Origin of the sequence: Mesorhizobium sp. WSM2240, from assembly GCF_040438645.1 — a bacterium.
GTDB lineage: Bacteria > Pseudomonadota > Alphaproteobacteria > Rhizobiales > Rhizobiaceae > Allomesorhizobium.
Map to the genome: position 1 here is coordinate 1,659,082 of NZ_CP159253.1, position 23,393 is coordinate 1,682,474.

Annotated in this window: 22 protein-coding genes; 17 read left to right on the forward strand and 5 right to left on the reverse strand. The window is 63.1% G+C overall.

The window, feature by feature from the left end; translation table 11 throughout:
- Positions 1-203: 203 nt before the first annotated feature.
- Complete coding sequence (locus ABVK50_RS07905) at positions 204-1,331, forward strand: porin (protein WP_353642082.1); 1,128 nt, start codon at positions 204-206, stop codon at positions 1,329-1,331.
- A gap of 91 nt (positions 1,332-1,422) precedes the next feature.
- Here the strand turns inward: ABVK50_RS07905 and ABVK50_RS07910 are convergent, their stop codons facing one another.
- Both ABVK50_RS07910 and ABVK50_RS07915 read right to left on the reverse strand, forming a co-directional pair.
- Positions 1,423-2,313 (reverse strand): alpha/beta hydrolase, encoded by an 891-nt coding sequence (locus ABVK50_RS07910; protein WP_353642081.1) that lies wholly within the window; start codon positions 2,311-2,313, stop codon positions 1,423-1,425.
- Between the two features lie 108 nt (positions 2,314-2,421).
- Complete coding sequence (locus ABVK50_RS07915; protein ID WP_353642080.1) at positions 2,422-4,509, reverse strand: lytic transglycosylase domain-containing protein; 2,088 nt, start codon at positions 4,507-4,509, stop codon at positions 2,422-2,424.
- Positions 4,510-4,745: 236 nt separating this feature from the next.
- Between ABVK50_RS07915 and dapA the strand changes: the two genes are divergently transcribed.
- On the forward strand, positions 4,746-5,627 hold the full coding sequence (gene dapA, locus ABVK50_RS07920) for a 4-hydroxy-tetrahydrodipicolinate synthase (protein ID WP_353642079.1): 882 nt from the start codon (positions 4,746-4,748) through the stop codon (positions 5,625-5,627).
- 212 nt (positions 5,628-5,839) lie between these two features.
- A complete protein-coding gene (gene smpB / locus ABVK50_RS07925; RefSeq protein ID WP_353642078.1) occupies positions 5,840-6,316 on the forward strand; it encodes an SsrA-binding protein SmpB in 477 nt (158 codons plus the stop codon).
- A gap of 29 nt (positions 6,317-6,345) precedes the next feature.
- On the opposite strand, the gene ABVK50_RS07930 is transcribed toward smpB, so the two are convergent.
- On the reverse strand, positions 6,346-7,020 hold the full coding sequence (locus ABVK50_RS07930; protein ID WP_353642077.1) for a uracil-DNA glycosylase: 675 nt from the start codon (positions 7,018-7,020) through the stop codon (positions 6,346-6,348).
- Between the two features lie 4 nt (positions 7,021-7,024).
- Positions 7,025-7,606, reverse strand: a complete 582-nt coding sequence (locus tag ABVK50_RS07935; RefSeq protein WP_353642076.1) for an NYN domain-containing protein — start codon at positions 7,604-7,606, stop codon at positions 7,025-7,027.
- 276 nt (positions 7,607-7,882) lie between these two features.
- Here ABVK50_RS07935 and rpoZ point away from each other — a divergent pair, with 276 nt between their 5' ends.
- From rpoZ to ABVK50_RS07985, 10 genes are all read left to right on the forward strand, one after another.
- Positions 7,883-8,284, forward strand: coding sequence for a DNA-directed RNA polymerase subunit omega (rpoZ, locus tag ABVK50_RS07940; protein ID WP_353642075.1), 402 nt, complete (start codon positions 7,883-7,885; stop codon positions 8,282-8,284).
- A 183-nt stretch (positions 8,285-8,467) separates the two neighbouring features.
- Positions 8,468-10,693: a bifunctional (p)ppGpp synthetase/guanosine-3',5'-bis(diphosphate) 3'-pyrophosphohydrolase gene (locus ABVK50_RS07945; RefSeq protein WP_353642074.1), complete on the forward strand. Its 2,226-nt coding sequence runs from the start codon at positions 8,468-8,470 to the stop codon at positions 10,691-10,693.
- Positions 10,694-10,708: 15 nt separating this feature from the next.
- A complete protein-coding gene (pyrE, locus tag ABVK50_RS07950) occupies positions 10,709-11,287 on the forward strand; it encodes an orotate phosphoribosyltransferase (protein WP_353645987.1) in 579 nt (192 codons plus the stop codon).
- Positions 11,288-11,290: 3 nt separating this feature from the next.
- Positions 11,291-11,692, forward strand: a complete 402-nt coding sequence (acpS, locus tag ABVK50_RS07955) for a holo-ACP synthase (protein ID WP_353642073.1) — start codon at positions 11,291-11,293, stop codon at positions 11,690-11,692.
- A gap of 89 nt (positions 11,693-11,781) precedes the next feature.
- Complete coding sequence (lepB, locus tag ABVK50_RS07960) at positions 11,782-12,531, forward strand: signal peptidase I (RefSeq protein ID WP_353642072.1); 750 nt, start codon at positions 11,782-11,784, stop codon at positions 12,529-12,531.
- 8 nt (positions 12,532-12,539) lie between these two features.
- Entirely contained in the window at positions 12,540-13,259 is a 720-nt protein-coding gene (gene rnc, locus ABVK50_RS07965; RefSeq protein ID WP_353645986.1) for a ribonuclease III, read from the forward strand.
- The gene (gene era, locus ABVK50_RS07970; RefSeq protein ID WP_353642071.1) at positions 13,256-14,170 is read left to right on the forward strand and encodes a GTPase Era; all 915 of its coding nucleotides are present in this window, start codon (positions 13,256-13,258) and stop codon (positions 14,168-14,170) included. Before rnc ends, era begins: the two co-directional genes overlap by 4 nt.
- Before the next feature lie 18 nt (positions 14,171-14,188).
- Positions 14,189-14,950, forward strand: coding sequence for a DNA repair protein RecO (gene recO, locus ABVK50_RS07975; protein ID WP_353642070.1), 762 nt, complete (start codon positions 14,189-14,191; stop codon positions 14,948-14,950).
- Complete coding sequence (locus ABVK50_RS07980) at positions 14,947-15,465, forward strand: PaaI family thioesterase (RefSeq protein WP_353642069.1); 519 nt, start codon at positions 14,947-14,949, stop codon at positions 15,463-15,465. Before recO ends, ABVK50_RS07980 begins: the two co-directional genes overlap by 4 nt.
- A gap of 126 nt (positions 15,466-15,591) precedes the next feature.
- Positions 15,592-18,333, forward strand: a complete 2,742-nt coding sequence (locus tag ABVK50_RS07985) for a DUF2339 domain-containing protein (RefSeq protein WP_353642068.1) — start codon at positions 15,592-15,594, stop codon at positions 18,331-18,333.
- Between the two features lie 9 nt (positions 18,334-18,342).
- On the opposite strand, the gene ABVK50_RS07990 is transcribed toward ABVK50_RS07985, so the two are convergent.
- On the reverse strand, positions 18,343-19,581 hold the full coding sequence (locus ABVK50_RS07990; protein WP_353642067.1) for an MFS transporter: 1,239 nt from the start codon (positions 19,579-19,581) through the stop codon (positions 18,343-18,345).
- Between the two features lie 205 nt (positions 19,582-19,786).
- On the opposite strand from ABVK50_RS07990, the gene ABVK50_RS07995 reads away from it, so the two are divergent.
- The 4 genes from ABVK50_RS07995 (at position 19,787) to ABVK50_RS08010 (ending at position 23,249) form a co-directional block, all read left to right on the forward strand.
- Positions 19,787-20,305, forward strand: coding sequence for an RNA polymerase sigma factor (locus ABVK50_RS07995; RefSeq protein WP_165031852.1), 519 nt, complete (start codon positions 19,787-19,789; stop codon positions 20,303-20,305).
- Positions 20,302-21,099 carry an anti-sigma factor gene (locus ABVK50_RS08000; RefSeq protein WP_353642066.1) on the forward strand — a complete coding sequence of 266 codons (798 nt, stop codon included), beginning with the start codon at positions 20,302-20,304 and terminating at the stop codon, positions 21,097-21,099. The genes ABVK50_RS07995 and ABVK50_RS08000 overlap by 4 nt, the downstream gene beginning before the upstream one ends.
- Positions 21,100-21,306: 207 nt before the next feature.
- The gene (locus tag ABVK50_RS08005) at positions 21,307-21,786 is read left to right on the forward strand and encodes a GNAT family N-acetyltransferase (RefSeq protein ID WP_353642065.1); all 480 of its coding nucleotides are present in this window, start codon (positions 21,307-21,309) and stop codon (positions 21,784-21,786) included.
- The gene (locus ABVK50_RS08010; protein WP_353642064.1) at positions 21,786-23,249 is read left to right on the forward strand and encodes a RimK family protein; all 1,464 of its coding nucleotides are present in this window, start codon (positions 21,786-21,788) and stop codon (positions 23,247-23,249) included. Before ABVK50_RS08005 ends, ABVK50_RS08010 begins: the two co-directional genes overlap by 1 nt.
- Positions 23,250-23,393: the final 144 nt, after the last annotated feature.

Below are 23,393 nucleotides of genomic sequence, written 5' to 3' on the forward strand. Positions count from 1 at the left end.
TCCCCATGAATGGCGCGGTTGCGGGCCGGGCGCTAGTGCTTCGGCGGCAGATGCGCAATCGCTAAAATAATGGTTCACCATTGAACAAGTTTTGAAGTCAGGGCAAAGAAGGCCGTCCGGGAGGGGGCAACTGATTCCGCCGGGCCAAGCCTGTCACAAATTATTGCTACAGCTTGGCCTCGCCCTAATCCTAAGGAGCTACCATGAACTTCAAAACCCTGCTTCTCGGTTCTGCCGCGGCCCTGGCGGCGGTATCGGGAGCCCGCGCGGCCGATGCGGTCGTCATCGCCGAGCCGGAGCCCATGGAATATGTGCGCGTCTGCGACACATACGGCACCGGATTCTTCTACATACCGGGCACCGAGACATGCCTGCGCGTCGGCGGCTATCTCCGTTATGACATCGGCGTGGGCCTCTTCGGGCACCAGGACGTCTTCGACAAGGAAGATTTGGCGAACGGCATCGAAGACGAGAACGACACCTACTACAAGCGGGCCCGCGCCGCGCTGCAGATCGACTCCCGTTCTGAGACGGAACTCGGCACCTTGCGCACCTATGCGCACATAAACTTCCAGTACACGACGAACGATGTCGGCGGCATCACCGACGCCAGCGACGCGGTCGAGATCGAGCATGCCTATATCGAACTCGGCGGCTTCCGCGTCGGCAAGACCGACTCGCTGTTCGTGACCATGACCGGCTTTGCCGGCGGCGTGGTCAATGACGATCTCGTCGATTACGAGCCGGACCGCACCCACCAGATCTCCTACACCTTTACGGGAACCAATGGTTTCCAGGCGGCGATCGCCCTGGAAGAGGGGGCCGGGGACCGGGATTTCGACTTTGACGATGACGGCGTTGCCGATTTCACCGCAAGCTATACCCTCGACAGCTACGTTCCGCACGTCGTCGCGGGCGCCTCGCTGACGCAGGGCTGGGGCGGCGTCTCGGCGGCTGTCGGCTATGATTCCGTGTGGGACGAATGGGCCGGCAAGGTGCGCCTCGACGTGAATGCAACGGACAGGATCACGGCCTTCATCCTCGCCGGCTACAGCTCGACCGATACCGGCAGCTACTACGCGACCTGGGACGGCGATTGGGCCGTCTGGGGCGGCGCCTCGATGGAAGTGACGGAAAAGGCGACCGTCAACGTCCAGCTGTCCTATGACGAATCGGAAGCTTTCGCGGCGGTGGCCAACGTCGCCTACATGCTGGTTCCGGGTCTGCGGGTCACGCCTGAGATTGCCTATTACGACAATCTCGGCGACGACAATGACGAGAATGACGGCGATGAAATCGGTGGCTACCTTCGTATCCAGCGCTCATTCTGACAAACCGGCATAGCTGAACTGAAAGACCCGGCGGGCAACCGCCGGGTCTTTTTCGTCCGGGCTGTGTCTTGATAGGCGGCAGTCGCTGGAATCAGGCCGAATTCGGATCCGCCCGGTCGAGAAACGCTTCGATCCGGGCGGGGAGCAGGCCGGTCTCCAGCATCGGCGTGTGGCCCTGGCCCTCGACGGTGACGGTCTCGATGGACGGGTGGCGCCGCGCCATTTCTTCCAGCGTCCTGGCCGACAGAAGCTTCGAGTTCTCACCCCTGATCGCCAGCATCGGCACGCCGGCGAGACCCTGGAATTGCGGCCACAGCGCCGGCAACGGCTGGCTCAGATCCAGGCCGGCGACGGTTTTCAGGAGCGCCGGATCGAAATCCGCGACCGGCTTTCCGTCCTCATCACGATAGATGGCGCGCACCATGCGCTCCCAATCCCGGTCCGTCAGCGCCGAAAACGCCTGGCCGTGTGTGCCGCGTTGAATGGCGATAGCTTCGGCAAAGCTCGCCGGCTTCGGCGCGCGCTCGAGATAGGCGCGGATATGGGCGAAGCCTTCGCCTTCCACCACCGGGCCGATATCGTTGAGCACCACCGCCTTGAGCGCGCCGGGGCGCGTTGCCGCCAGCACATGGATGATCAGCCCGCCGCGCGACGTGCCGATGAAGGTCGCATGCTCGATGCCGAGTGCAATCACCCCGGCGACAATGTCGCCGGCCTCAACACCGATATTGTAGTTCTGCCACTCCTTGTCATAGGCAGAACCGCCGCGCCCCCGGTAATCGAAGGTCACCACCTTGCGCGGCGTTTTCGCGTCACGAGAGAGATGGAGCGCGAGTTCATGAAAATCGCGCGCGTTGCGGGTCAGTCCGGGCAGACAGACGACCGGGAGTGTGCCGTTCGCGTCGTCGCCATAAATCCTGGCATGGAGCTTCAGCCCGTCAGTCGAGGAGTAGTAAAAGTCGCTGAAGCCTTCGTCCGCCATCGCCGTCCTGCCTGCATGTCCTTTCAGGAGGTACAGGTGGGGGATTGCCGGGTCAAATGGCGAGTGCGCTACGCGATAGGGACAGGGCGTGAAGGTAGACGCCCCTTGTCAGCGACCGTTGATCAGATCGCCGACAATGTCGAATTTTCCGGACAGACGCATCTTGTAGACCTGATAGTTCTCCATCACGCGCTGGACATAGCTTCGCGTTTCGGTGAACGGGATGCTCTCGATCCAGTCGACCACCGTGTCGATGTCCTTGCCTCGCGGATCTCCGTAACGCTTGATCCAGTCGCGGGCGCGGCGCGGTCCTGCATTATAGCCGGCGAAGGTCAGCACATAGGAGCCGTCGAAGCGACCGAGCTGCTCGCCGAGAAAGGCGGCGCCCAGCGTCGCGTTGTAGCCTGGATCGGTGGTCAGCCGCGCCTTCGAATAGGTGATGCCGGCTTTCTTGGCCACCTCCTTGGCCGTGCCGGGCAGCAATTGCAGCAGGCCGCGCGCGCCCGCGCCGGAGACGGCGGCGATGTTGAACTCGCTCTCCTGGCGGGCGATCGCATAAGCGAGCGCCTTGCCCGAGCCCGAGATGTTCGCCGATGACGGGATGACGCCCATCGGATGCGAAAGCGAGCCGATGTCGATGCCACGCGACGATGCGATCTTGCCGACCTTCAGCGCGAGGTAATGATCGCCGCGATTTTCAGCCATGACGGCAAGCAGCGTCAGTTCGCCGGGACTGGTGAGTTCCGCGGCGAGTTCGCGGCAGAGCGTATCGGCGAGACTGTCATAGCCGGCGGCTTGGAGCCGCTTGATAGCCCTCACGGGCTCGCGGCTCACAAATCTCTCATGATCGGCCATTGACGGGCGCGGGTAACCGACCTCGACCCTGTCTCGCCCGATGCGCTGCGCGGCAAGCTGCCCGTAAAACGTCGTGCTGTAGACGCTGGCGCGCTCGAAATATGTTCGGGCATCACCCTCCGCACCGGCTTCAGCCGCGCGGCCGAGCCAGTAATAGGCGCGCGAAAGCGAGATCGGACCCTCGGCGATTTCGGCGATGCGGGAGAAATGACGTGCACCGGTCCTGGCGTCCGCCAGGCCGCGAAACGCGTACCAGCCGGCATGGAACTCGGCATCGGCCACATTTGCCGGGCTTTCCGCCGCATGAGCAGCGGCGATCCTGTAGGCCGTCTTCATGTCGCCTAGATCGACGAGCTCGCGCGAAAGCACCCGGCGCTCGACCCACCATGCGTCGGCATCGGCGAGCACCGCGCCGTCCGTAGGCGCTTTGAGCATCACTTCCGCCGCCTCAGTGAACTTCCCGCCGCGGCGCAAGGACTTGGCCTTGGCAAAAAACCAGCCGGCCGAGCGCTGATCTGCCGGAACCTTGTCCAGGAGCTTGCCGGCGTTGCGGTCGCCCCTGATCACCGCTGTCCAGGCGTCGGCCAGCGATTGCGCCCCGGCGAGCGCCGCGACGCGCTTGGCCGAATTGACTCGCTCCGCATAGAGCATCCGCTCCATGCGCGCGCGGTGGTCGGCGGCCGGAATGATCCCGCCAAACTCCCTGATGATTGCCGCCTCGTCCTTGGGGGCGAGCTTTTCCATGCGCCAGAGCGGCGACAGCACCGCGCGCGCCGCTTCGCGGTCGCCCAGCGCGATATGCGAACGCGCAAGGATGATCACCCCTGCCGACGTCTCCGGTGGAGTGTCGCTGAGCATCCGGACGATGGCTTTCGGATCGGGCTTCTCGCGAAGAAGCGCCCTCTCGCCGTTGCGGCGCAGCGCTGCCGTTCCCGGCCAGTCGGGTAGCGCTTGCGCTGCCGCTATATCGCTGGTCGGCGCCAGTCCGCCGCCTTTGACAGCGATCGCCCAGGTCAGGACGTAGCGGTCGAGGGACCGCTCCGGAAGGCTGTCGCGCACCTCGCGCGCCTGGTTGATCTCCCCGTCCGAGAGCGCTTCCAAGCCGGAATCCAGCTTCGCAACGCCGGCGTCCAAGCCGTCCCGGCCAACGAAAACATCCGGCCGGATTGCAACGGATGCCTTCGACGCTCCGGGACCGAAATTCTTCTCGATCGCGGCTTGCGGTCGAGGTTGCGGAATCGGCGCGAAGGGCAACTCGCCTGACTGTGCGAGCGCCGCGACTGGGCCGATGGTTGCGAGTACTCCCGCAAGCACAAAACGGGTCGGCCAATCAAATGGCATGGTGTTCTTTGTCCCTGTTCTTGCACGATGCCAAGAGGAGCGGGTCCGCAGAAGCTCAGATTCAGCAGGTGAACCCCACCGCCAGTGCGAGCGCCCAATACCTCAAAGATCGTGGCCCAATACACTCTTGCCGCCCATCAGTGGCGAGACTATGGTGCGCGGCTTCGCTTTCGGATAGAAAGCCGCGACATTCGAAAAGGACTGGCCAACCGCAAGGTTGCAGGGAGTTGGACGTAATGCTGAGAGGCTCGATCACCGCGCTCGTGACACCATTCGAAAAGAGTGGCGGTTTCGACGAGAAAGCCTTTCGCGCCTTTGTTGAGTGGCAGATCGCCGAGGGCACCAAGGGCCTCGTCCCGGTTGGCACCACCGGCGAGTCGCCGACGCTCTCGCATGACGAACACCGCCAGGTGGTAAAGGCTTGCGTGGAAACGGCGAAGGGCCGCGTGCCGGTCATCGCCGGGGCGGGCTCCAACAACACGGAAGAGGCGATCGGACTTGTGCGCTACGCTGAGGAAATCGGCGCCGACGCTGTTCTCGTGGTGACGCCCTACTACAACAGGCCAACCCAGCGCGGGCTTTATGCGCATTTCGCAGCCGTCGCCAAGTCGACCAGCCTGCCGATCCTGATCTATAACATTCCGCCGCGCTCGGTGATCGACTTGATGCCGGAAACGATGGGCCTGCTGGCGCGCGACTTCAAGAACATCGTCGGCGTGAAAGACGCCACCGGCAAGGTCGAGCGCGTGTCGGAGCAGCGCATGACCTGCGGCAAGGATTTCATCCAGCTTTCCGGCGAGGATGCATCGGCACTCGGCTTCAATGCACATGGCGGAGTAGGCGCGATTTCCGTCACGTCGAATGTGGCGCCGCGCCTTTGCGCCGAATTCCAGGAAGCGACGCTGAACGGCGACAAAGAGAAGGCGCTGGAATTGCAGGATCGGCTGATGCCGCTGCACAAGGCGATCTTCATCGAGCCGGGTGTTTCGGGATCGAAATATGCGCTGTCGCGGCTCGGCAAGGCCGAAAACGTTGTGCGTTCGCCGCTGGTGACGATCGAGGACGCAACCGCGGAGATGATCGACGCGGCGATGAAGCATGCCGGGTTGATCAATTAGGTCGGCTCTTGCCAAAGCCCGTCACTGCCGCCATGTGATTGTGTCCTCGTCGTGCGTCCTTCGAGGCCCGCACCTCGGGATAGGAAAGTCTTGCGCGGTCGAGCGTCAAATCCGTAAGCGATTGCCTGCCGGGAGGGAGGTCGCACAACGCCCCTCATCTGAGTGCGAGCGACAGCGAGCCTCGAGAACTCACCTGAAGTGTACGTGACGTCATGAACCAGAAGAAAGCCGATCCGAACAACAAGACCGTCGCGGAAAACCGCAAGGCGCGTTTTTCCTATGAGGTGGTCGACACGGTGGAGGCCGGGCTGGCGCTGACCGGCACCGAGGTCAAGTCGCTGCGCCAGGGGCAGGCCAACATCCAGGATTCCTATGCTTCGGTCGAAGGCGGCGAGATCTGGCTGATCAACTCCTATCTGCCGGAATATCTGCAGGCCAACCGCTTCAACCATGAGCCGCGCCGGCGGCGAAAACTCCTGCTCAACAAGCGGGAAATGGCGCGGCTGGCGCAGAGCGTCGAGCGCGAAGGCATGACCATGGTGCCGCTGAAGATCTACTTCAACGACAAAGGCCGTGCAAAACTGCTGCTCGCCGTCGCCAAGGGCAAGAAACTGCACGACAAGCGCGAGACCGAAAAGCAGCGCGACTGGAACCGGGAGAAGGGTCGGCTGCTCAAGGAGCGGGGGTGAGGCTGCGGCCGCTATTTACTTCCCGATGGCTATGACGTTTCCACCTGCTGCCGCGCCAGGAACTCAGCCACTTCCGCGAACACCTCCACGAACATTTCCGCCGTCAGGCGTCCGGTATTGGTGTTGTAGCGCGAGCAGTGATAGCTCGAAAACAGCCTGACTGCATCGGCGCTCTGGCTGGCGCCGTGCCTGAACGGGTAATCGGCGACGCGCTTGCCAAGCGCGCGGACGGTCGATTGGTGGGCAATGGTGCCCAGCGTCAGGATCGCTTCGAGATTTCGGAAGCGGCCGATCGTCGGCATGAGAAAAGCGCGGCAGGTCGCGATCTCCAGGCCGACCGGCTTGTTTTCGGGTGGGACGCAGCGCACCGCATTGGTGATCGCTGTGCCGATCAGCTCCAGGCTGTCGTCCGGTCGCGCTTCGAAGCGGCCGCGGGCGAAACCGAAACGAATGAGCGTGTCGTAAAGCAGCTCGCCGGCGTAATCGCCGGTGAAGGGACGGCCGGTCCGGTTGGCGCCGCGCAAACCTGGCGCCAGCCCGACGATCAGGAACCGCACCACGTCTTCGCCTTCCGGCGGCAGGAAGGTCGGCACCGGTCCGTTGAACCAGCCTGGCTCGCGGACGCGCCACGCCGTCCTGAAGTCGGCGAGACGCGGGCAGAGCGGACAATCGTGCGATGGCTCGGCGAAAAGCTGGCGGGTCACGCGATCAAAATTCGCTTTCCTCGGCTTCGGCAGGCTCGGCGCGCCGCACCGGCCGCTCTGAAGGATCGCGTCCGATCTCGCTCCTGAGCGTCATCAGGTCGATGAAATGGTCGGCCTGGCGGCGCAGATCGTCGGATATCATAGGCGGCTGCGAGGCCATTGTGGACACTACGCTGACCTTTCGGCCGCGCCTTTGCAAGGCTTCGACCAGCGTGCGGAAATCGCCGTCGCCGGAAAAGATCACGTAGTGATCGACGACTTCGGCAAGTTCCAATGCGTCGACGGTGAGCTCGATGTCCATATTGCCCTTGATCTTGCGGCGGCCGGTGGAATCGGTGAATTCCTTCGCCGGCTTGGTGACCACCTTGAACCCGTTGTAGTCAAGCCAGTCGATCAGCGGACGGATCGACGAATATTCCTGATCTTCCACCAGCGCGGTGTAGTAGTAGGCGCGCAGCAGATAGCCGCGCTTCTGGAAGCTCGATAGCAGCTTGCGATAGTCGATGTCGAAGCCGAGCGAGCGCGAGGTGGCGTAGAGATTGGCGCCGTCGATGAAAAGGGCGATCTTTTCGCGAGGATCAAACATGGCCGTAATATCCCTACAAAAACAGCAATCACTTTAAATACGCGGGGGCTAGCCCCTCGGTTGCACGGGAAATACGTTCCGGCCGCCTCATAATGAAATTAGAGTTCGCCCCGGCCCATTCCAAGCCTTGACGGTCCGAAGCAATAAAATGTGATCCCGTGTTGGATTGACCGCCCGTGCGGCAGTTCAAAAAGCCTTCAAGCTTGTATTTGGCGCGGGTTCAGGTTATGGACCGCGCCTGTTTTCCACTACATCATCGTATGAAAGGGGCAATCCATGGCCCGCGTAACCGTTGAAGATTGCATCGACAAGGTCGACAACCGGTTTGAACTGGTTCTCCTGGCCGGCCACCGCGCCCGCCAGATCTCGCAGGGCGCGCAGATCACCGTGCCGCGCGACAACGACAAGAATCCGGTCGTTGCCTTGCGCGAGATCGCCGACGAGACGCTGTCGCCCGGCGATCTCAAGGAAGATCTGATCCACTCGCTGCAGAAGCATGTCGAGGTCGACGAGCCGGAGAGCGACGGCCAGGAACTGGTCGACCAGACCGACGCCGCAGCAATTGCCGCCGATGCCGACGAAGCGGAAGAAAACATCACCTTCGACCGCATGTCAGAAGAGGATCTTCTCGCCGGCATCGAAGGCCTGGTGGCGCCTGAAAAGAGCGACGACTACTGAGCGCGCTTTCTGACAATTCTGCTCAGCCGGCCAGCTAGCGCTGAGCGAATTCTGAAAAGCTCTCGCCGCAGCGCTTGAAACGACCGCCGGTACTTTCGCGCCGCCGGTTTGGTGGTTATCTATGGCATGCGCCGTATCATCCGATGCGGCGCATGATCTCTTTTATAGTCCGGGACTTAGCCCATGATGCGTCAGTATGAGCTTGTCGAGCGCGTCCAGCGCTACAAGCCCGACGTGAACGAGGCGCTGCTCAACAAGGCCTATGTCTATGCGATGCAGAAGCATGGGCACCAGCGGCGCGCCTCGGGCGATCCCTATTTTTCGCATCCGCTCGAAGTCGCCGCCATCCTCACCGAAATGCATATGGACGAGGCGACGATCGCGGTCGCTTTGCTGCATGACACGATCGAGGACACGACGGCCACCCGCCAGGAGATCGACGAACTGTTCGGCCCCGACCTCGGCAAGCTTGTAGAGGGGCTAACCAAGCTCAAGAAGCTCGACCTCGTCTCGAAAAAAGCCGAGCAGGCGGAGAATCTGCGCAAGCTGCTGCTCGCGATTTCGGAGGATGTGCGCGTCCTTCTGGTGAAGCTGGCGGACCGCCTGCACAATATGCGCACGCTCGACCATGTTCCCGACACGAAGCGCCTGCGCATCGCCGAGGAGACGATGGAAATCTATGCGCCGCTCGCCGGGCGCATGGGCATGCAGGGCATGCGCGAGGAACTGGAGGAACTGGCGTTCCGCTATATCAATCCGGAAGCCTATCGCACGGTGACGGAGCGGCTCGCCGATATTTTCAGGCGCAACCGCGGCGTGGTCGAGGAGATCGAAAAGTCACTTTCGGCCCTGTTCGAGAAGCACGCGATCGAGGCGGTCGTCAAAAGCCGGCAAAAGAAGCCATGGTCGGTTTTCCGGAAAATGGAGGCAAAGGCGCTTTCTTTCGAGCAGCTTTCCGACATTTTCGGCTTCCGCGTTGTCGTCGGCACGGTCGAGGATTGCTACCGCGCGCTCGGCGCCATCCACACGACCTGGTCGATGGTTCCAGGACGTTTCAAGGACTACATCTCGACGCCCAAGCAGAACGACTACCGCTCGATCCATACTACGATCGTCGGGCCGTCACGGCAGCGCATCGAGCTTCAGATCCGCACGCGCGAGATGAATAAGGTCGCCGAATATGGCGTCGCCGTGCACGCGCTCTACAAGGATACGGGCGGCAAGGTGAACGGCGCCAGCCACGCGATCTCCAAGGAGACCAATGCCTATGCATGGCTGAGGCGCACCATCGAGCAGCTTGCCGAAGGCGACAATCCGGAGGATTTCCTCGAAAATACCAAACTGGAGCTGTTCCAGGACCAGGTGTTCTGCTTCACTCCAAAGGGCATGCTGATTGCCCTGCCGCGCGGCGCGACGCCTATCGATTTCGCCTACGCGGTCCACACCGATGTCGGCGACACCTGCGTGGGGGCCAAGGTCAATGGCCGCATCATGCCGCTGATGACCGAACTCAAGAATGGCGACGAGGTCGAGATCATCCGTTCGAAGGCGCAGGTTCCGCCCGCCGCCTGGGAATCCATCGTGGTAACGGGAAAAGCGCGCGCCGCCATCCGCCGCGCCACCAAGAACGCGATCCGCAAGCAATATTCCGGTCTCGGCATCCGAATCCTCGAACGCGCTTTCGAGCGCGCCGGCAAGCAGTTCTCCAAAGACAGCATGAAGCCGGTTTTGCATCGTCTGGCCCGCAAGGACGTCGACGACGTGGTGACGGCGGTGGGGCGCGGCGAGCTGTCGTCCACCGACGTGATGAAGGCCGTCTATCCCGACTACAAGGATGAGCGTATCACGCCGGCGCCGAAGCAGCGCGAAGAGGGCTGGTCGAAAATACGCAATGCCGCCGGCATGCTTTTTCAGATTCCGGGCCGGGCGTCGCGCAAGGAGAAGCGCGAAGCCAAGGACAACGGTGTTCCGATCAGGGGCATCAGCGGCGACCTGCCGGTGCGCTTCGCCCCGGAGGGCGCGGTGCCGGGCGACCGCATCGTCGGCATCGTCCAGCCGGGCGCCGGCATCACCATCTACCCGATCCAGTCGCCCTCGCTGACCGATTTCGACGACCAGCCGGAGCGCTGGATCGACGTACGCTGGGACATAGACGAGGCGACCAAGGAGCGGTTTCCGGCGAGGGTCTCCGTAACCGCGATCAATGCGCCGGGCTCTCTCGCCGAGATAGCCCAGGTGGTCGCGGTCAACGACGCCAACATTCATACCCTTTCCATGGTGCGCACCGCGCCGGATTTCACCGAAATGCTGATCGACCTGGAAGTGTGGGATCTGAAGCATCTGAACCGGCTGCTGTCGCAGCTCAAGGACAATTCGAGCGTCAGCGAAGCGCGGCGTGTCAATGGCTGAAGCATCGGGATGATGATGGATACGGAACAAGTTCTGGATATTTTCCGCGAAGCGGGCGCCGTGCTCGAAGGGCACTTCATCCTGACGTCCGGCCTCAGGAGTCCAATATTCCTTCAGAAGGCGCGCGTCTTCATGCATGCCGATAAAACGGAAAAGCTCTGCCGCGCACTTGCCGACAAGATTCGCGCCGAAGTTCCAGGCGCAATCGACTATGTCGTCGGACCGGCGATCGGCGGGCTCATTCCTGCCTATGAGACCTCGCGCCATCTCGGCGCGCCTGCGATCTGGGTCGAACGCGAGGACGGCAAGTTCCGGCTGCGCCGTTTCGATATCGAGAAGGGCGCGCGTGTCGTGATTGTCGAAGACATCGTCACCACCGGGCTCTCGATACGCGAGACGATCGACTGCCTGCGCGAGATCGGCGCCGAGGTAGCGGCGGCCGCTTGCATCATCGACCGCTCGGCGGGCAGGACCGATGTCGGCGTGCCGCTGATCGCGCTCGCCGAATACGAAGTGCCGGCCTATCCGGCGGACCAGTTGCCGCCGGAACTGGCGGCCATCCCCGCGGTTAAGCCCGGTAGCCGGAATATCTGATCCATGATCATCGGCATTGGCAGCGACCTGATCGATATTCGTCGCATTGCGAAATCGCTCGACCGCTATGGCGAGCGCTTCACCGCGCGCGTCTTCACGGAGATCGAGCAGGCGAAATCGGACCGCCGCAAGGAGCGCGCGGCCTCCTATGCCAAGCGCTTCGCCGCCAAGGAGGCCTGCGCCAAGGCGCTCGGCACCGGGATGTCGCAGGGGGTGTTCTGGCGCGACATGGGCGTGGTCAATTTATCGGGAGGCAAGCCGACAATTCATCTGACCGGCGGCGCGGCTGCGCGGCTGAAAAAAATGCTGCCGTCCGGCCACCGGGCGGCGATCCACCTGACGATCACGGACGACTTTCCGCTGGCGCAAGCCTTCGTGATCATCGAGGCACTGCCGGTCGAATAACGGCCATCTTCTTGGCGCTTTTGCCGCCGGCATGGACGTTGCCCAGCGCGCGTCGAGCCCTTATACCCAACCGACGAAACGAGGACTTCATGAGCGTGGCTGAAAAAACCGAGAAGAAAAGCGGCGGGCTAGGCGAGACCGTCAGCGTCATCGTGCAGGCCCTCATCCTGGCGCTGGTCATCCGGACATTCCTGTTTCAGCCCTTCTCGATCCCCTCGGGTTCCATGCGGCCGACCCTGCTCGAAGGCGATTATCTCTTCGTCACCAAATGGTCCTACGGCTATTCGCGCCATTCGCTGCCGTTCTCACCGAATATCTTTTCCGGCCGTATCTTCGGCAGCGCGCCCGAACGCGGCGACGTGGCCGTATTCAAGCTGCCGCCCAATCCTTCGCTCGATTACATCAAGCGCGTCATCGGCCTGCCGGGCGACCGGATACAGGTGAGGGACGGCCAGTTGTTCATCAATGACGTAGCCGTTCCGCGCGAGAAGGTCGGGCAGATCGACAATCCCGACATCACCGAAGTCAGCGGTCCGGTCGACGTCTACCGCGAGACGCTGCCCAACGGCGTCAGCTACGACACGCTCGATCTCACGCCCAATTCGATCGGCGACGACACGCGCGAATTCATCGTTCCCGAGGGCCATTATTTCATGATGGGCGACAACCGCGACAATTCGACGGACAGCCGTTTCTCCGTCGGTTTCGTGCCGGAAGAGAATCTGGTCGGCCGCGCCAACATCATCTTCTTCTCGATCGCCGAGGGCGCAAGCCCGCTCGAAATCTGGAAATGGCCGACGCAGATGCGCCCGTCGCGCCTGTTCAATTTCGTCCGCTGACCGATCACATGGCCGCCAAGCGCCTTTCCGAACACGAACTCGCGGAGGCGATCAGGGGGCGAACCGGATATGCCTTCCGCGACACCGGGATGCTGCGGCGGGCGCTGACGCATGCGAGCAAAAGGGGCGCCGACGGCGCGGACAATGAACGGCTGGAATTCCTGGGCGATCGGGTGCTTGGCCTCGTCATCGCGGAAATGCTTTTCCGCCGCTATCCCGAAGCCCGCCAGGGCGAACTCGCGGTTCGTCTCAACGCGCTGGTGAGCGGCGAAAGCTGTGGCGTGATCGCCATCGAGATCGGGCTGGACAAACTGATCCATGCCGACCCTGTGGCGAAGGCCGCGAAGGGCCGGAGGGTCGGGAACGCGCTCGCCGACGCGGTCGAGGCGCTCATTGCTGCGATCTATCTGGACGGCGGCCTCGAACCGGCCCGGGCGTTCATCGCCCGCCTTTGGGAGCATCGTGCGGAAACAGTGGCCAAAATGCTGCGCAGCGCCAAGACCGAACTGCAGGAATGGCTGGCGCAACATGACGGGCTGAGGCCGATCTATTCCATTATCAACCGCGAAGGGCCGGACCATGAGCCGATCTTCACGGTGTCAGTGGCGGCCGAAGGCTTTCCGGCCATCAGTGGCGCAGGCCCCTCCAGGCAGGCGGCCGAGCAGGCCGCGGCAGCGGCCTTCCTGATCCGCGAAGGCGTCTGGCAAGAAGAAGGAAAGCTGTCGTGATCGAGCCCGAAAGCCTGCCTGAGACGCGGTCCGGCTTCGTCGCTCTGATAGGCGCGCCCAATGCCGGCAAGTCGACATTGGTGAACCAGCTTGTCGGCGCGAAAGTCTCGATCGTGACGCACAAGGTGCAGACGACGCGCGCCATCGTCCGCGGCATCGCGACCCACAAGAACGCGCAGATCGTCTTTGTCGACACGCCGGGCATCTTCCGTCCGCGGCGGCGTCTCGACCAGGCGATGGTGACCACCGCGTGGGGCGGCGCCAAGGATGCCGACGTTGTGCTGGTGCTGATCGATGCTGAACGCGGCATCAAGGGCGACGCCGACGCCATGCTGACCAACCTTGCCGGTGTCCGCCAGCCGAAAATCCTGGTGCTGAACAAGCTCGACCGGGTCAAGCCCGAAAGCCTGCTGGCGCTGGCCGCGACCGCAAATGAGCGCGTTGATTTCCAGCGCACCTTCATGGTTTCTGCGCTCACCGGCGCGGGGTGCGGCGCGATCCTCGACCATCTCGCCGAAACGCTGCCCGCCGGCCCATGGTTCTATCCCGAAGACCAGATCTCCGACCTGCCGATGCGCCAGCTCGCGGCCGAGATCACCCGCGAAAAGCTCTATCTGCGCCTGCATCAGGAACTTCCTTATTCGTCGCATGTCGAGACGGAAAAATGGGAGGAGAAGCCGGACGGCTCGGTGCGCATCGAGCAGGTGATCTATGTAGAGCGCGACAGCCAGAAGAAGATCGTGCTCGGCCATAAAGGCGAAACGATTCGTTCCATCGGGCAGGCGGCTCGCAAGGACATCGGGGAAATCCTCGAGCAGAAGGTGCACCTCTTCCTGTTCGTGAAGGTGCGCGAGAACTGGGGCGACGACCCCGAGCGCTACCGCGAGATGGGGCTTGAATTCCCGCACTGAGGAGTAAACTCTCCGGCGATGGAATGGCGCGATGAAGGAATCATACTCGGCGCCCGCAAGCATGGCGAAACCAGCGTCATACTTGAGGTGATGACGCGCGCGCATGGCCGCCATCTGGGGCTTGTGCGGGGCGGGCGCTCGCGCAAGCAGCAGCCGCTGCTCCAGGCAGGCAACCGCGTCGACCTGATCTGGCGGGCGCGCCTCGACGAACATCTCGGCACCTTCCAGGCCGAACCGCTGGAACTCAATGCGGCTCGGCTGTTCGACAGCGCTGTCGCCGTCTATGGACTGCAGACTCTTGCAGCGCATCTGCGCCTGCTGCCCGAACGCGATCCGCACTCCGGGCTTTACGAGATGCTGGCCCTGATGATCGAGCATCTCGACGATCCGGACACCGCCGGCGAACTCGTCGTGCGCTTCGAACTGCTTGTGCTCGACGAACTCGGTTTCGGTCTCGATCTGACGCAATGCGCCGCCACCGGCGCGCGCAGCGACCTTGCCTATGTGTCGCCGAAGACTGGCCGCGCGGTTTCGCGCACTGCCGGCGCGCCCTGGGCCGGCCGGATGCTGGCGCTGCCCGCCTTCCTGCTCGGCAATTCCGGCCTGCGCGCCGATCGTGCGTCGATCAAGGATGGCTTTAAACTCACCGGATTCTTCTTCGCGCGTCATGTCTACGAGCCGCGTGGCATCGAGGCGCCCGATGCGAGGGCAGGGTTTCTCGCCGTGCTTCAAAAACACCGCCCGAACGAACCCCACACCACCGGAGAACATGCCGCATGAGCGAGGTCGAACTGTTTCCGGGTTACGTCTCCCCACTCGGCCTCGGCACCATCCCCTTCGAAGACATAGCCAGATTTTCCGGCATTGAGCTTCTGCAGCGGATCGTCGACGGCAAATATCCCGCACCGCCCATTTCCGCCGTTCTGAATTTCGCCCTGACCGAGGTTTCGGAAGGACGGGCAGTGTTTCGCGGCTTGCCTGGCGAGCGCCATCTGAACCCGCTGGGCGGCGTTCATGGCGGCTGGGCGGCCACTATCATGGATTCGGCGCTGGCCTGTTCGGTCCAGACGCTGCTCGAGCGCGGCGAAGCCTACACCACCGCCGAATTCAAGGTGAATTTGATGCGGCCGATCACGCCCAGAACCGGCGAGGTCGTCTGCGAGGGACGCGTCGTGCACAAGGGCCGCACGCTCGCCGTCTCGGAAGCCACGCTGAAGGACAAGCAAGGAAAACTGCTCGCTTTCGGCACCGAAACCTGCTCGATTTTTCCGGTCGCCAATCTGGCGGCGCGCTAGAGCCTGGATCGAAATAGAGGTTCTAACTTATTGATTAGACGCATGATCTTCTTCGAAAGTCTGCGATTTTTCGGGATCATGCTATAGCAGGTACGAACTGCCAGGGCTGAATTCGGGGGAACGGCCATGTTATTCGACAGCTTCGGGCTCCTGGGCACGCTCGGCCTCGTGGCGCTTGTCGTGATCGTCATACGCCTGAATACGCGCCTGGGGCTGGTCGAGCGCGAGCTTGGCGCAATGCGCTCCCTCGTCCTCTCCCGGCCGCCGGCTGCTGCGGCCTCGGCCGTGGCGAAAGAACAGGCGCCGCCTGCAACGATGGAGCGGGCTGGCGAACCCATAGTGGACGGCGCGGTTCCCGAGACCGCGGAGCAAGCTGGGGGTGAACCTGCCGAACCGGCAGGACCATGGGGGATGGTCGAGGGGAGGGATACGGCAGGCGCTGAACCCGCGCCTGCGGCGGCTGCCGGATCATCCGCTGCGAAGGCTGACATAGAAACGGCGCTCGGCACGCGCTGGGCCGTCTGGGTCGGCGGCGTAGCGCTGGCGCTCGGGGGTGTGTTCCTGATCCGCTATTCGATCGAGGCTGGCATCTTCGGCCCTGGCGTGCGCCTGACTATGGCGGCGCTGCTTGGCCTGGCGCTCGTCGGCGCAGGCGAGTTCATCCGCCGCACCGGCTTCGAGATACCGCTGAACGGTGGCAACAACGCTTACATTCCCGGCATATTGACCGCCGCCGGCGCCTTCACCCTGTTCGGGGCGGTCTACGCCGCGCACGGCGTCTATGGCTTCATCGGTCCGGCCTCCGCCTTCGTGCTTATGGGAATCATAGGCGTGGGGACCGTTGCTGCCGCTCTGGTGCACGGGCAGGCGCTGGCCGGCTTCGGCCTGCTCGGCTCGCTGGTCACGCCGCTGCTCGTCGCCTCCGAAGCCCCGAATGCCTGGGCACTGTTCGGCTACCTCGCCATCGTGCTCGCCGCGGCAGTCGCCATCGCCCGCCTGCGCGATTGGCGCTTTCTTGCTGGTGCCGCCTTTGCCGGAACCGGGCTCTGGTGCCTGGTTTATATGGCCGGCTCGGAAACGATCGACTTCACCGTTGTGCTCTTCATCAATCTCGTCATCCTGCTGTCGCTGGCCTTGATCTGGCTGGGCAGGCGCGGCGGCGGCGAGGAGGCGGCGGTTGCGTTCGACTGGCCGACAGCCATTCCGGCATTGTCGGTTGCGTTTGCAGCGCTATCGCTGCTGATCAACCCGGATTATCAGGCATTAGGCGGCGCCCTCTATGGCACCATTCTGATCACGGCGATGGTCGCTATCGCGCTTTATCGCCCCGGCGCGCTCGCGCTACTCCACGCCGCCGGCGCGGCATCCGTTGTCGCTTACGCGCGAGCCGCGCTGAGCGGCACTTTCGCGTTCGATTTTGCCGGCGGAAGTCTGGTCATAGACGGCTTTCCCGCTACCCCATTTTCGGCGCTCATGCCCTATATCGGAGCCGCGATTGGTGCGCTCTTCCTGGCCGCTGGCCTTTGGAGCGCGCGAAACCTCGCCGCATCGGCCCCGGTTCGTGGCGCGCATTGGGCCGCCTGGGCTGCGCTCACGCCGCTCGCCATCCTCATGGCGGTCTGGATCATCTCCGGCAATCCCGACCGCGACTATGGTCTCGCGGCTGTGGCGCTACTGCTCGGCGCGATCCTGACGGCTGGAGGCGAAGCGATCGCCAGGGCCGAAAACCCGCCACTTGCGGGCGGTCTCTCGGTGTCTTTTGCGCTTGTCGGCGCGGGCGTTGCTCTGGTTCTCTTCCTGCACATGGCGTTCGGCCCCGGCCTGACCACGGTTCTCGTCGGTGCGGCTGCGGCGCTGCCCGCATTGGCTACACGGCAGCGGAGCTATCCGGTGCTGGGCTGGCTCTCAGTCGGCGCGGCGATTGTTGTCATGGCGCGAGTCGCAGTCGATCCGACGATCGTTGGCCGGGAACTCCTCGGCAGGACCCCGGTGTTCAACGCGCTCCTGCCCGGCTACGGCATCCCGGCGCTGGCGTTCGGTTTCGCAGCCTGGCAATTGGCGCGAACCACCGCCGGAAGGCCACGGCTGGCCATGGAGGCTGCCGCCGCACTGTTTTCGCTACTCGCAGCTGCTATGCTGGTGCGCCACGCCATGCATGGCGGCGTGATAGACTCCAGCGCCCCCACGCTCGCCGAACAGGCGATCTACACGCTGCTCGCACTCGGGGCAGGGGCGATCCTCATCGCGCTCGACATGCGTTCGCCGAGTCCCGTGCTGCGCTACGGCTCAATCGCAGCCGGGTGCGTGTCCGCCATTCTCATCGTCGCGAACCATTTCTTCACCCTGAATCCGCTATTTACCGACGAGTCGACCGGACGAATCCCGTTCTTCAATCTGTTGTTGTTGGCATATCTGCTGCCGGCAATCGCCGCCGGGGCGTTAGCCCTCTACGCGCGTGGAAAACGCCCGCGCTGGTATCCGGCGATGCTTGCGCTGGTTGGAGCGGCGCTCGCCTTCGTCTATGCGACGCTGTCGGTGCGGCGGCTGTTCAAGGGCGAGTTCATCGGCTTCTGGAGCGGGCTAGGCCAGTTCGAGACCTATTCCTATTCGGCGCTCTGGCTAGCCATGGGAGTCGGCCTGCTGGTAGCCGGTGTCTGGCAGAAGTCGTACATTCTGCGCATCGCGTCGGGTGCGCTGATCGCCATCGCTGTCGCCAAGGTGTTCCTGTTCGACATGTCGGAACTGGAAGGCGTGCTGCGCGCGCTGTCTTTCATAGGGCTCGGCGCGGTGCTGATCGGCATTGGGCTGTTTTACCAGCGGCTGCTTACGCGCGCCGCCAGAACAGACGCGCCGGCAAAGGCGCAGTAGGCGGGCAGCCTACTCCGCCGCCGCCAACTGCATGCGCTCTACCGGCCGCTCCTTGATCGGCCAATGCACCACGGCCGCGAACAGGCCGAGCGCCACGCCAAGCCACCATACCGGGTCGTAGGTGCCGAAGCGGTCGTAGAGGTAGCCGCCGAGCCAGACGCCGAGAAACGAGCCGATCTGGTGCGACAGGAATACGAGGCCGCCCAAGAGCCCGAGATGGCGCGTGCCGAACATGATGGCGACAAGCGCGTTGGTCGGCGGCACCGTCGAGAGCCACAAAAGACCCATCACGATCGCAAAGATGATGACGCTGGCCGGCGTTTGCGGCAGCAGAAGAAACGCCGTCACCGCGATCGAGCGTCCGATATAGATCCAGGCAAGAAAGATCGGCTTGGAATATCTCTGCCCGATCGCGCCCGAGGCCAGCGAGCCGATGATGTTGAAGAAGCCGATGAGCGCCAGCGCGATGACGGCGTAGCGCGCGTCGATGCCGATATCGCCGATATAGGCAGGAAAATGCGCGGTAATGAACGCCACCTGGAAACCGCATACGAAAAAGCCGGAGACGAGGAGCACATAGCTCTTGTGGGCGAAAGCCTCGCGCAGCGCGTTGCCGACTGACTGCTGCACGGCCTTCTGCGCCGCAGCCGCATTGTGCGAGCTACCGTAGAGCGGCATCGCCAGCACCGGGATGACCAGCATCGCGGCGCTCATATAAATCAGCGTGTCCGACCAGCCATAGGCGTCGATCATGCCCTGGGAGATCGGCGCGAAGATGAACATGCCGGCCGAGCCCGCCGCAGTGCCGATGCCGAACACGACCGAGCGCTTTTCGGGCGGCGTATGGCGAGCGAAGGCGGCGAGAACGATCGAGAACGATCCTGCCGCGACGCCGAGGCCGACCAGCACGCCGCCACCGATATGCAGCGCCGTGATGGAGGTGGCAGTGGCCATCATATAGAGGCCGGCAGCATAGATGACGCCGCCGAGCGCCAGCACGCGCCAGGTGCCGTAGCGGTCGGCGATCGCACCGAAGAAGGGAAGACCGAGGCCCCAGAACAGGTTCTGCAGCGCCATGGCCAGTCCGAACGTCGTACGGTCCCAACCCTTTTCAGCCAGCATCGGCAGCTGAAAGAAGCCCATGGCCGAGCGTGGCCCAAAGGTCAGCGCAGCGATCAGGCAGCCGCAAATGATGATCAGCCACGGAACACTCTTCGCCGGGGCCTTCGCGTTCGCCGTCATCGCCATCGCCGTATCTCCATCAGGGACCGGAGTTTTAGCCGAACGGCTTTGCAGCGCAAATGAATGGTTGTGGGCTATGCTTCAAAATCCTTGATGCAATAACGCCACCGGGACGAATCCGGCCCGTCCGAACGTTTTCGATAAGCTGCCTGATCGCGCTTGCGATCGGGGGTTCTATCTGGGATCAGAGGGAAGGGGGCAAAACGCAGCGATGGACGACCGGAAGGCAGCGATACTTGCGGAAATACCGCGTTTGCGCCGCTACGCGCGAGCCTTGCTGCGCGACCGCGACGCTGCCGACGATCTTGTTCAGGATAGTCTCGAACGGGCGCTTGTCCGTCTCGACAATTGGCGCACCGGCGACAGCCCGCGCCGCTGGCTGTTCACCATCATGCACCACCTCTTCGTCGACCAGATGCGCAAGGTGAAAAGGCGCGGCGAGGCTTCCATGCTGCAGATTGAGGCGAGCGAAGCGATGTCGCTGCCGGCGCATCAGGCCGAGGATGTCGCTTCCCGCGAGATACTCGATGCGCTGCAGGCCATCAGTCCGGATCGCCGCGCCGCCATATTGATGGTTGCTGTCGAAGGATTTTCCTACGCCGAAGCCGCCAACGTACTGGGTGTGCCAGCCGGCACGCTGATGTCGCGGATCGCACGCGGGCGGGACGAACTGCGCGGCTTGCTCGACGACGGAGCGCGCCGGCGGACGATAAGGGTGGTCGAGCCATGACCATGCGCGAATTCAGCGAACGCGACATCCATCTGGCGCTCGATGGCGAGCTGCCGCAGGACGAACGGGCTGCCTATGAACGGTGGCTTGAAACCCACCCCGACATGGAAGCGAAGAGCCGGCGCTATGAGGCTGATCGTGACCTGCTGCGCGGGGCGGTCGCGGGCGTTCTCGACGAACCGGTGCCGGAATGTCTTGCCAAGACCCTGGCCAGCGAAACGCCGCCCGGGTCACGCAATTCAGCACTGCCGCGCTGGCGCATGGCGGCGGCTGCCGCGCTGATTTTCGCGGCAGGCGGTTTGGGCGGCTATTTCCTGGGAGCTTCCGGGTGGCGGCCGGTGAACGGGACGGCAATCCAATTGGCCGACGGCGCGATCGCCGCCCATGCCATCTATGCCGCCGAAAAGCTGCATGTCGTGGAAGTCGGCGCCGACCAGAAGGAGCATCTGGTCGGCTGGCTTTCCAAGCGCATCGGCGTGAAGCTGGTGGCGCCCGACCTTACGGCCGAAGGTTTCGAACTGATCGGCGGACGGCTGCTGCCGGCGGAAGCAACCAAGACAGCGGCTCAGTTCATGTATCAGGACCGCACCGGCAACCGCATTTCGCTCTATGTCGCGCGCGACAGTTCCAATACCGAAACCGGCTTCCGCCTGCTCGAAGAGGGCGACACGCGCGCACTGTACTGGCTGGACGACGGCTATGGCTGCGCGGTAGCCGGGAATTTGCCGGAAGAAGTGCTGGTCAAGGTTGCAAATACCGCCTACCGGCAGCTGCTGCAGGGCATGAAAGGCTGACGACCGCGGTTTCGCTCCGGTGGCCGATTGGGCCACAGAAACGCGCCTGATGCACCAATCGCCGCCAGCAGACAGGGCGCGCGGGACGAGTCACAATTCAGCCCGAATCGAGGAGCGATTCGCATCCAATGCCTCCGCCGATAGCCGGGCAGGAACGCCTTCGACCAAGCCTTTGTCTGACCCGCCTGTTGAGGTCTTCCGGTCCGCATGCCTGCCGAAATTCGCCTGGCCCGCGCGTCTGACGTCGATGCCTTGGCAGCGATCGAAAACGCTGTTTTCGAGGCGGATCGCATTTCCCGAAAATCGTTCCGGAGCTTGGTTGGTAGCGCTTCGGCCATCGTTCTGGTGGCGGCCGTGCAAGGCGCCATCGCCGGCTATTGCGCCCTGTTGTTTCGCGCTGGCAGCCACAAGGCGCGCCTCTACTCGCTCGCGGCCGCTCGCGGGAGCGGTATCGGCCGGGCGCTGCTGGCCGCGGCCGAAGAGGCGGCGGCTGCGCGAGGCTGCACGGACCTGCGCCTCGAAGTACGTGAAGACAATGCGAGGGCGATGAGCCTCTACGAGCAAAGCGGCTACCGCCGGTTCGGGCGCAAGCCGAGCTACTATGCCGACGGCGCTGCCGCCCTATTGTACGAAAAGCCGCTTCATTTGGCCGAACCGGCCGCACCCACCCGAAAGCGTGAACGATAATGACCTGGGTCATCCTTACCGGCCGCCAAAGCCATCTCGATCAGGTTGCGACGCCGCACAAGGTCATTACCAACCGCGACTATCTCGCCCACCCGGCTTTGTTTCGCGGCCAACGCCCGAAGGTCATCAATCTGTCGAGCAGCTACGCCTATCAGAGCCGCGGCTACTATGCCTCGTTGCTGGCGAGTTCGCGAGGCCACAAGGTCATCCCGACGGTCGAGACGATGATCGACCTTTCCGAGCACAAGCTCTACGAGCACGCGCTGCCGGAACTGGAGCAGGCGCTCAACAAATGCCGAAAGGAACTTGGCGGCTCCTTCCCGGCGAAGGTCACGTTCTTCTTCGGCATTGGTCCGTCAAAAGCCTGGGACCGCTTCGCCAAGCTGCTGTTCGACTGGTTTCGTGCTCCGGCGCTGGAGGTCGCGATCAAGGACAACCGGCAATGGGCTTCGATCCACAAGATCGGCTTTTATTCGCTGACGCGCATGAGCCCCGAGGAAAAACCGCGCTTCCTGGAGAGCCTGGCCATCTACACCAACCGCGAATGGCGCGACACCAAGACCCGTACGCCGGCGCGCTACACCTTTGCCACTCTGGTCAATCCGAACGAGGATTTGCCGCCCTCCGAGATTTCCTCCCTGCGCCACTGGGCCAAGATCGCTGAAAAGATGGGCGTCGAGGTCGAGCCGATCACGAGAAAGGATCTGGCCAAGCTAGCCAATTACGATGCGCTGTTCATTCGCGAAACGACATCCATCTCCAACCACACCTACCGCTTCGCGCGCCGCGCGCAGCAGGAGGGTATGCCGGTGATCGACGATCCGCTGTCGATGATCCGTTGCACCAACAAGGTCTATCTCAACGAATTGATGAACTACAACAAGGTGCCGGTGCCGCCGACGGTTATGATCGCCGGCCCGTCCGATCTGGAAGTGGCGGCGCAGACGTTAGGCTTTCCGCTGGTCCTGAAAATCCCCGACAGCTCGTTTTCGCGCGGCGTGAAGAAGGCCTCGAATTTCGAGGAGCTGAGGACCTTGGCGACACTCTGGCTGGAAGATTCAGACCTTTTGATCGCCCAGAAGTTCATCCCGACCGAATATGACTGGCGCATAGGCGTCCTCGGTGGCCAGCCGCTCTTCGCCGTGCATTACCTGATGGCGAAGAAGCACTGGCAGATCGTCAACCACGAGCGCTCAGGCAAGCCGGACCAGGGCGGCATCCGCACTTTCACGCTGAAGGACGCTCCGACACATGTCGTCGAGACAGCGGTCAGCGCCGCACGCTGCATCGGCGACGGACTTTACGGCGTCGATTTGAAGGAAACTGGAGACGGCGTTTTCGTCATCGAGGTCAACGACAACCCAAATCTCGACCACGGCTGGGAGGATTCTGGCGAAAAGGACGAGGTCTGGGTGAGGCTGACGCAGTGGTTTCTCGACCGGCTGGACCGGCAGGGGCGGTAAGCCGGACCGGCCGACGCAGCGTCGAAGCGCATGGCGGCTGCGGGACCGGATGCAGCGGCAAACCTGGGGCGCGGGCATTCACATATGAAAACGGCGACGCGGCAAACGTGACATCACGCCTTCCCGCCGTCACGTTCCTGCCAC

Excerpts from the sequence above, each read along its gene's own strand:
- ABVK50_RS07905 (WP_353642082.1), top strand. The coding sequence starts at position 204 with ATGAACTTCAAAACCCTGCTTCTCGGTTCTGCCGCGGCCCTGGCGGCG.
- ABVK50_RS07910 (WP_353642081.1), bottom strand. The coding sequence starts at position 2,313 with ATGGCGGACGAAGGCTTCAGCGACTTTTACTACTCCTCGACTGACGGG.
- ABVK50_RS07915 (WP_353642080.1), bottom strand. The coding sequence starts at position 4,509 with ATGCCATTTGATTGGCCGACCCGTTTTGTGCTTGCGGGAGTACTCGCA.
- dapA (WP_353642079.1), top strand. The coding sequence starts at position 4,746 with ATGCTGAGAGGCTCGATCACCGCGCTCGTGACACCATTCGAAAAGAGT.
- smpB (WP_353642078.1), top strand. The coding sequence starts at position 5,840 with ATGAACCAGAAGAAAGCCGATCCGAACAACAAGACCGTCGCGGAAAAC.
- ABVK50_RS07935 (WP_353642076.1), bottom strand. The coding sequence starts at position 7,606 with ATGTTTGATCCTCGCGAAAAGATCGCCCTTTTCATCGACGGCGCCAAT.
- rpoZ (WP_353642075.1), top strand. The coding sequence starts at position 7,883 with ATGGCCCGCGTAACCGTTGAAGATTGCATCGACAAGGTCGACAACCGG.
- ABVK50_RS07945 (WP_353642074.1), top strand. The coding sequence starts at position 8,468 with ATGATGCGTCAGTATGAGCTTGTCGAGCGCGTCCAGCGCTACAAGCCC.
- pyrE (WP_353645987.1), top strand. The coding sequence starts at position 10,709 with ATGGATACGGAACAAGTTCTGGATATTTTCCGCGAAGCGGGCGCCGTG.
- acpS (WP_353642073.1), top strand. The coding sequence starts at position 11,291 with ATGATCATCGGCATTGGCAGCGACCTGATCGATATTCGTCGCATTGCG.
- lepB (WP_353642072.1), top strand. The coding sequence starts at position 11,782 with ATGAGCGTGGCTGAAAAAACCGAGAAGAAAAGCGGCGGGCTAGGCGAG.
- rnc (WP_353645986.1), top strand. The coding sequence starts at position 12,540 with ATGGCCGCCAAGCGCCTTTCCGAACACGAACTCGCGGAGGCGATCAGG.
- recO (WP_353642070.1), top strand. The coding sequence starts at position 14,189 with ATGGAATGGCGCGATGAAGGAATCATACTCGGCGCCCGCAAGCATGGC.
- ABVK50_RS07980 (WP_353642069.1), top strand. The coding sequence starts at position 14,947 with ATGAGCGAGGTCGAACTGTTTCCGGGTTACGTCTCCCCACTCGGCCTC.
- ABVK50_RS07985 (WP_353642068.1), top strand. The coding sequence starts at position 15,592 with ATGTTATTCGACAGCTTCGGGCTCCTGGGCACGCTCGGCCTCGTGGCG.
- ABVK50_RS07990 (WP_353642067.1), bottom strand. The coding sequence starts at position 19,581 with ATGGCGATGACGGCGAACGCGAAGGCCCCGGCGAAGAGTGTTCCGTGG.
- ABVK50_RS07995 (WP_165031852.1), top strand. The coding sequence starts at position 19,787 with ATGGACGACCGGAAGGCAGCGATACTTGCGGAAATACCGCGTTTGCGC.
- ABVK50_RS08000 (WP_353642066.1), top strand. The coding sequence starts at position 20,302 with ATGACCATGCGCGAATTCAGCGAACGCGACATCCATCTGGCGCTCGAT.
- ABVK50_RS08005 (WP_353642065.1), top strand. The coding sequence starts at position 21,307 with ATGCCTGCCGAAATTCGCCTGGCCCGCGCGTCTGACGTCGATGCCTTG.
- ABVK50_RS08010 (WP_353642064.1), top strand. The coding sequence starts at position 21,786 with ATGACCTGGGTCATCCTTACCGGCCGCCAAAGCCATCTCGATCAGGTT.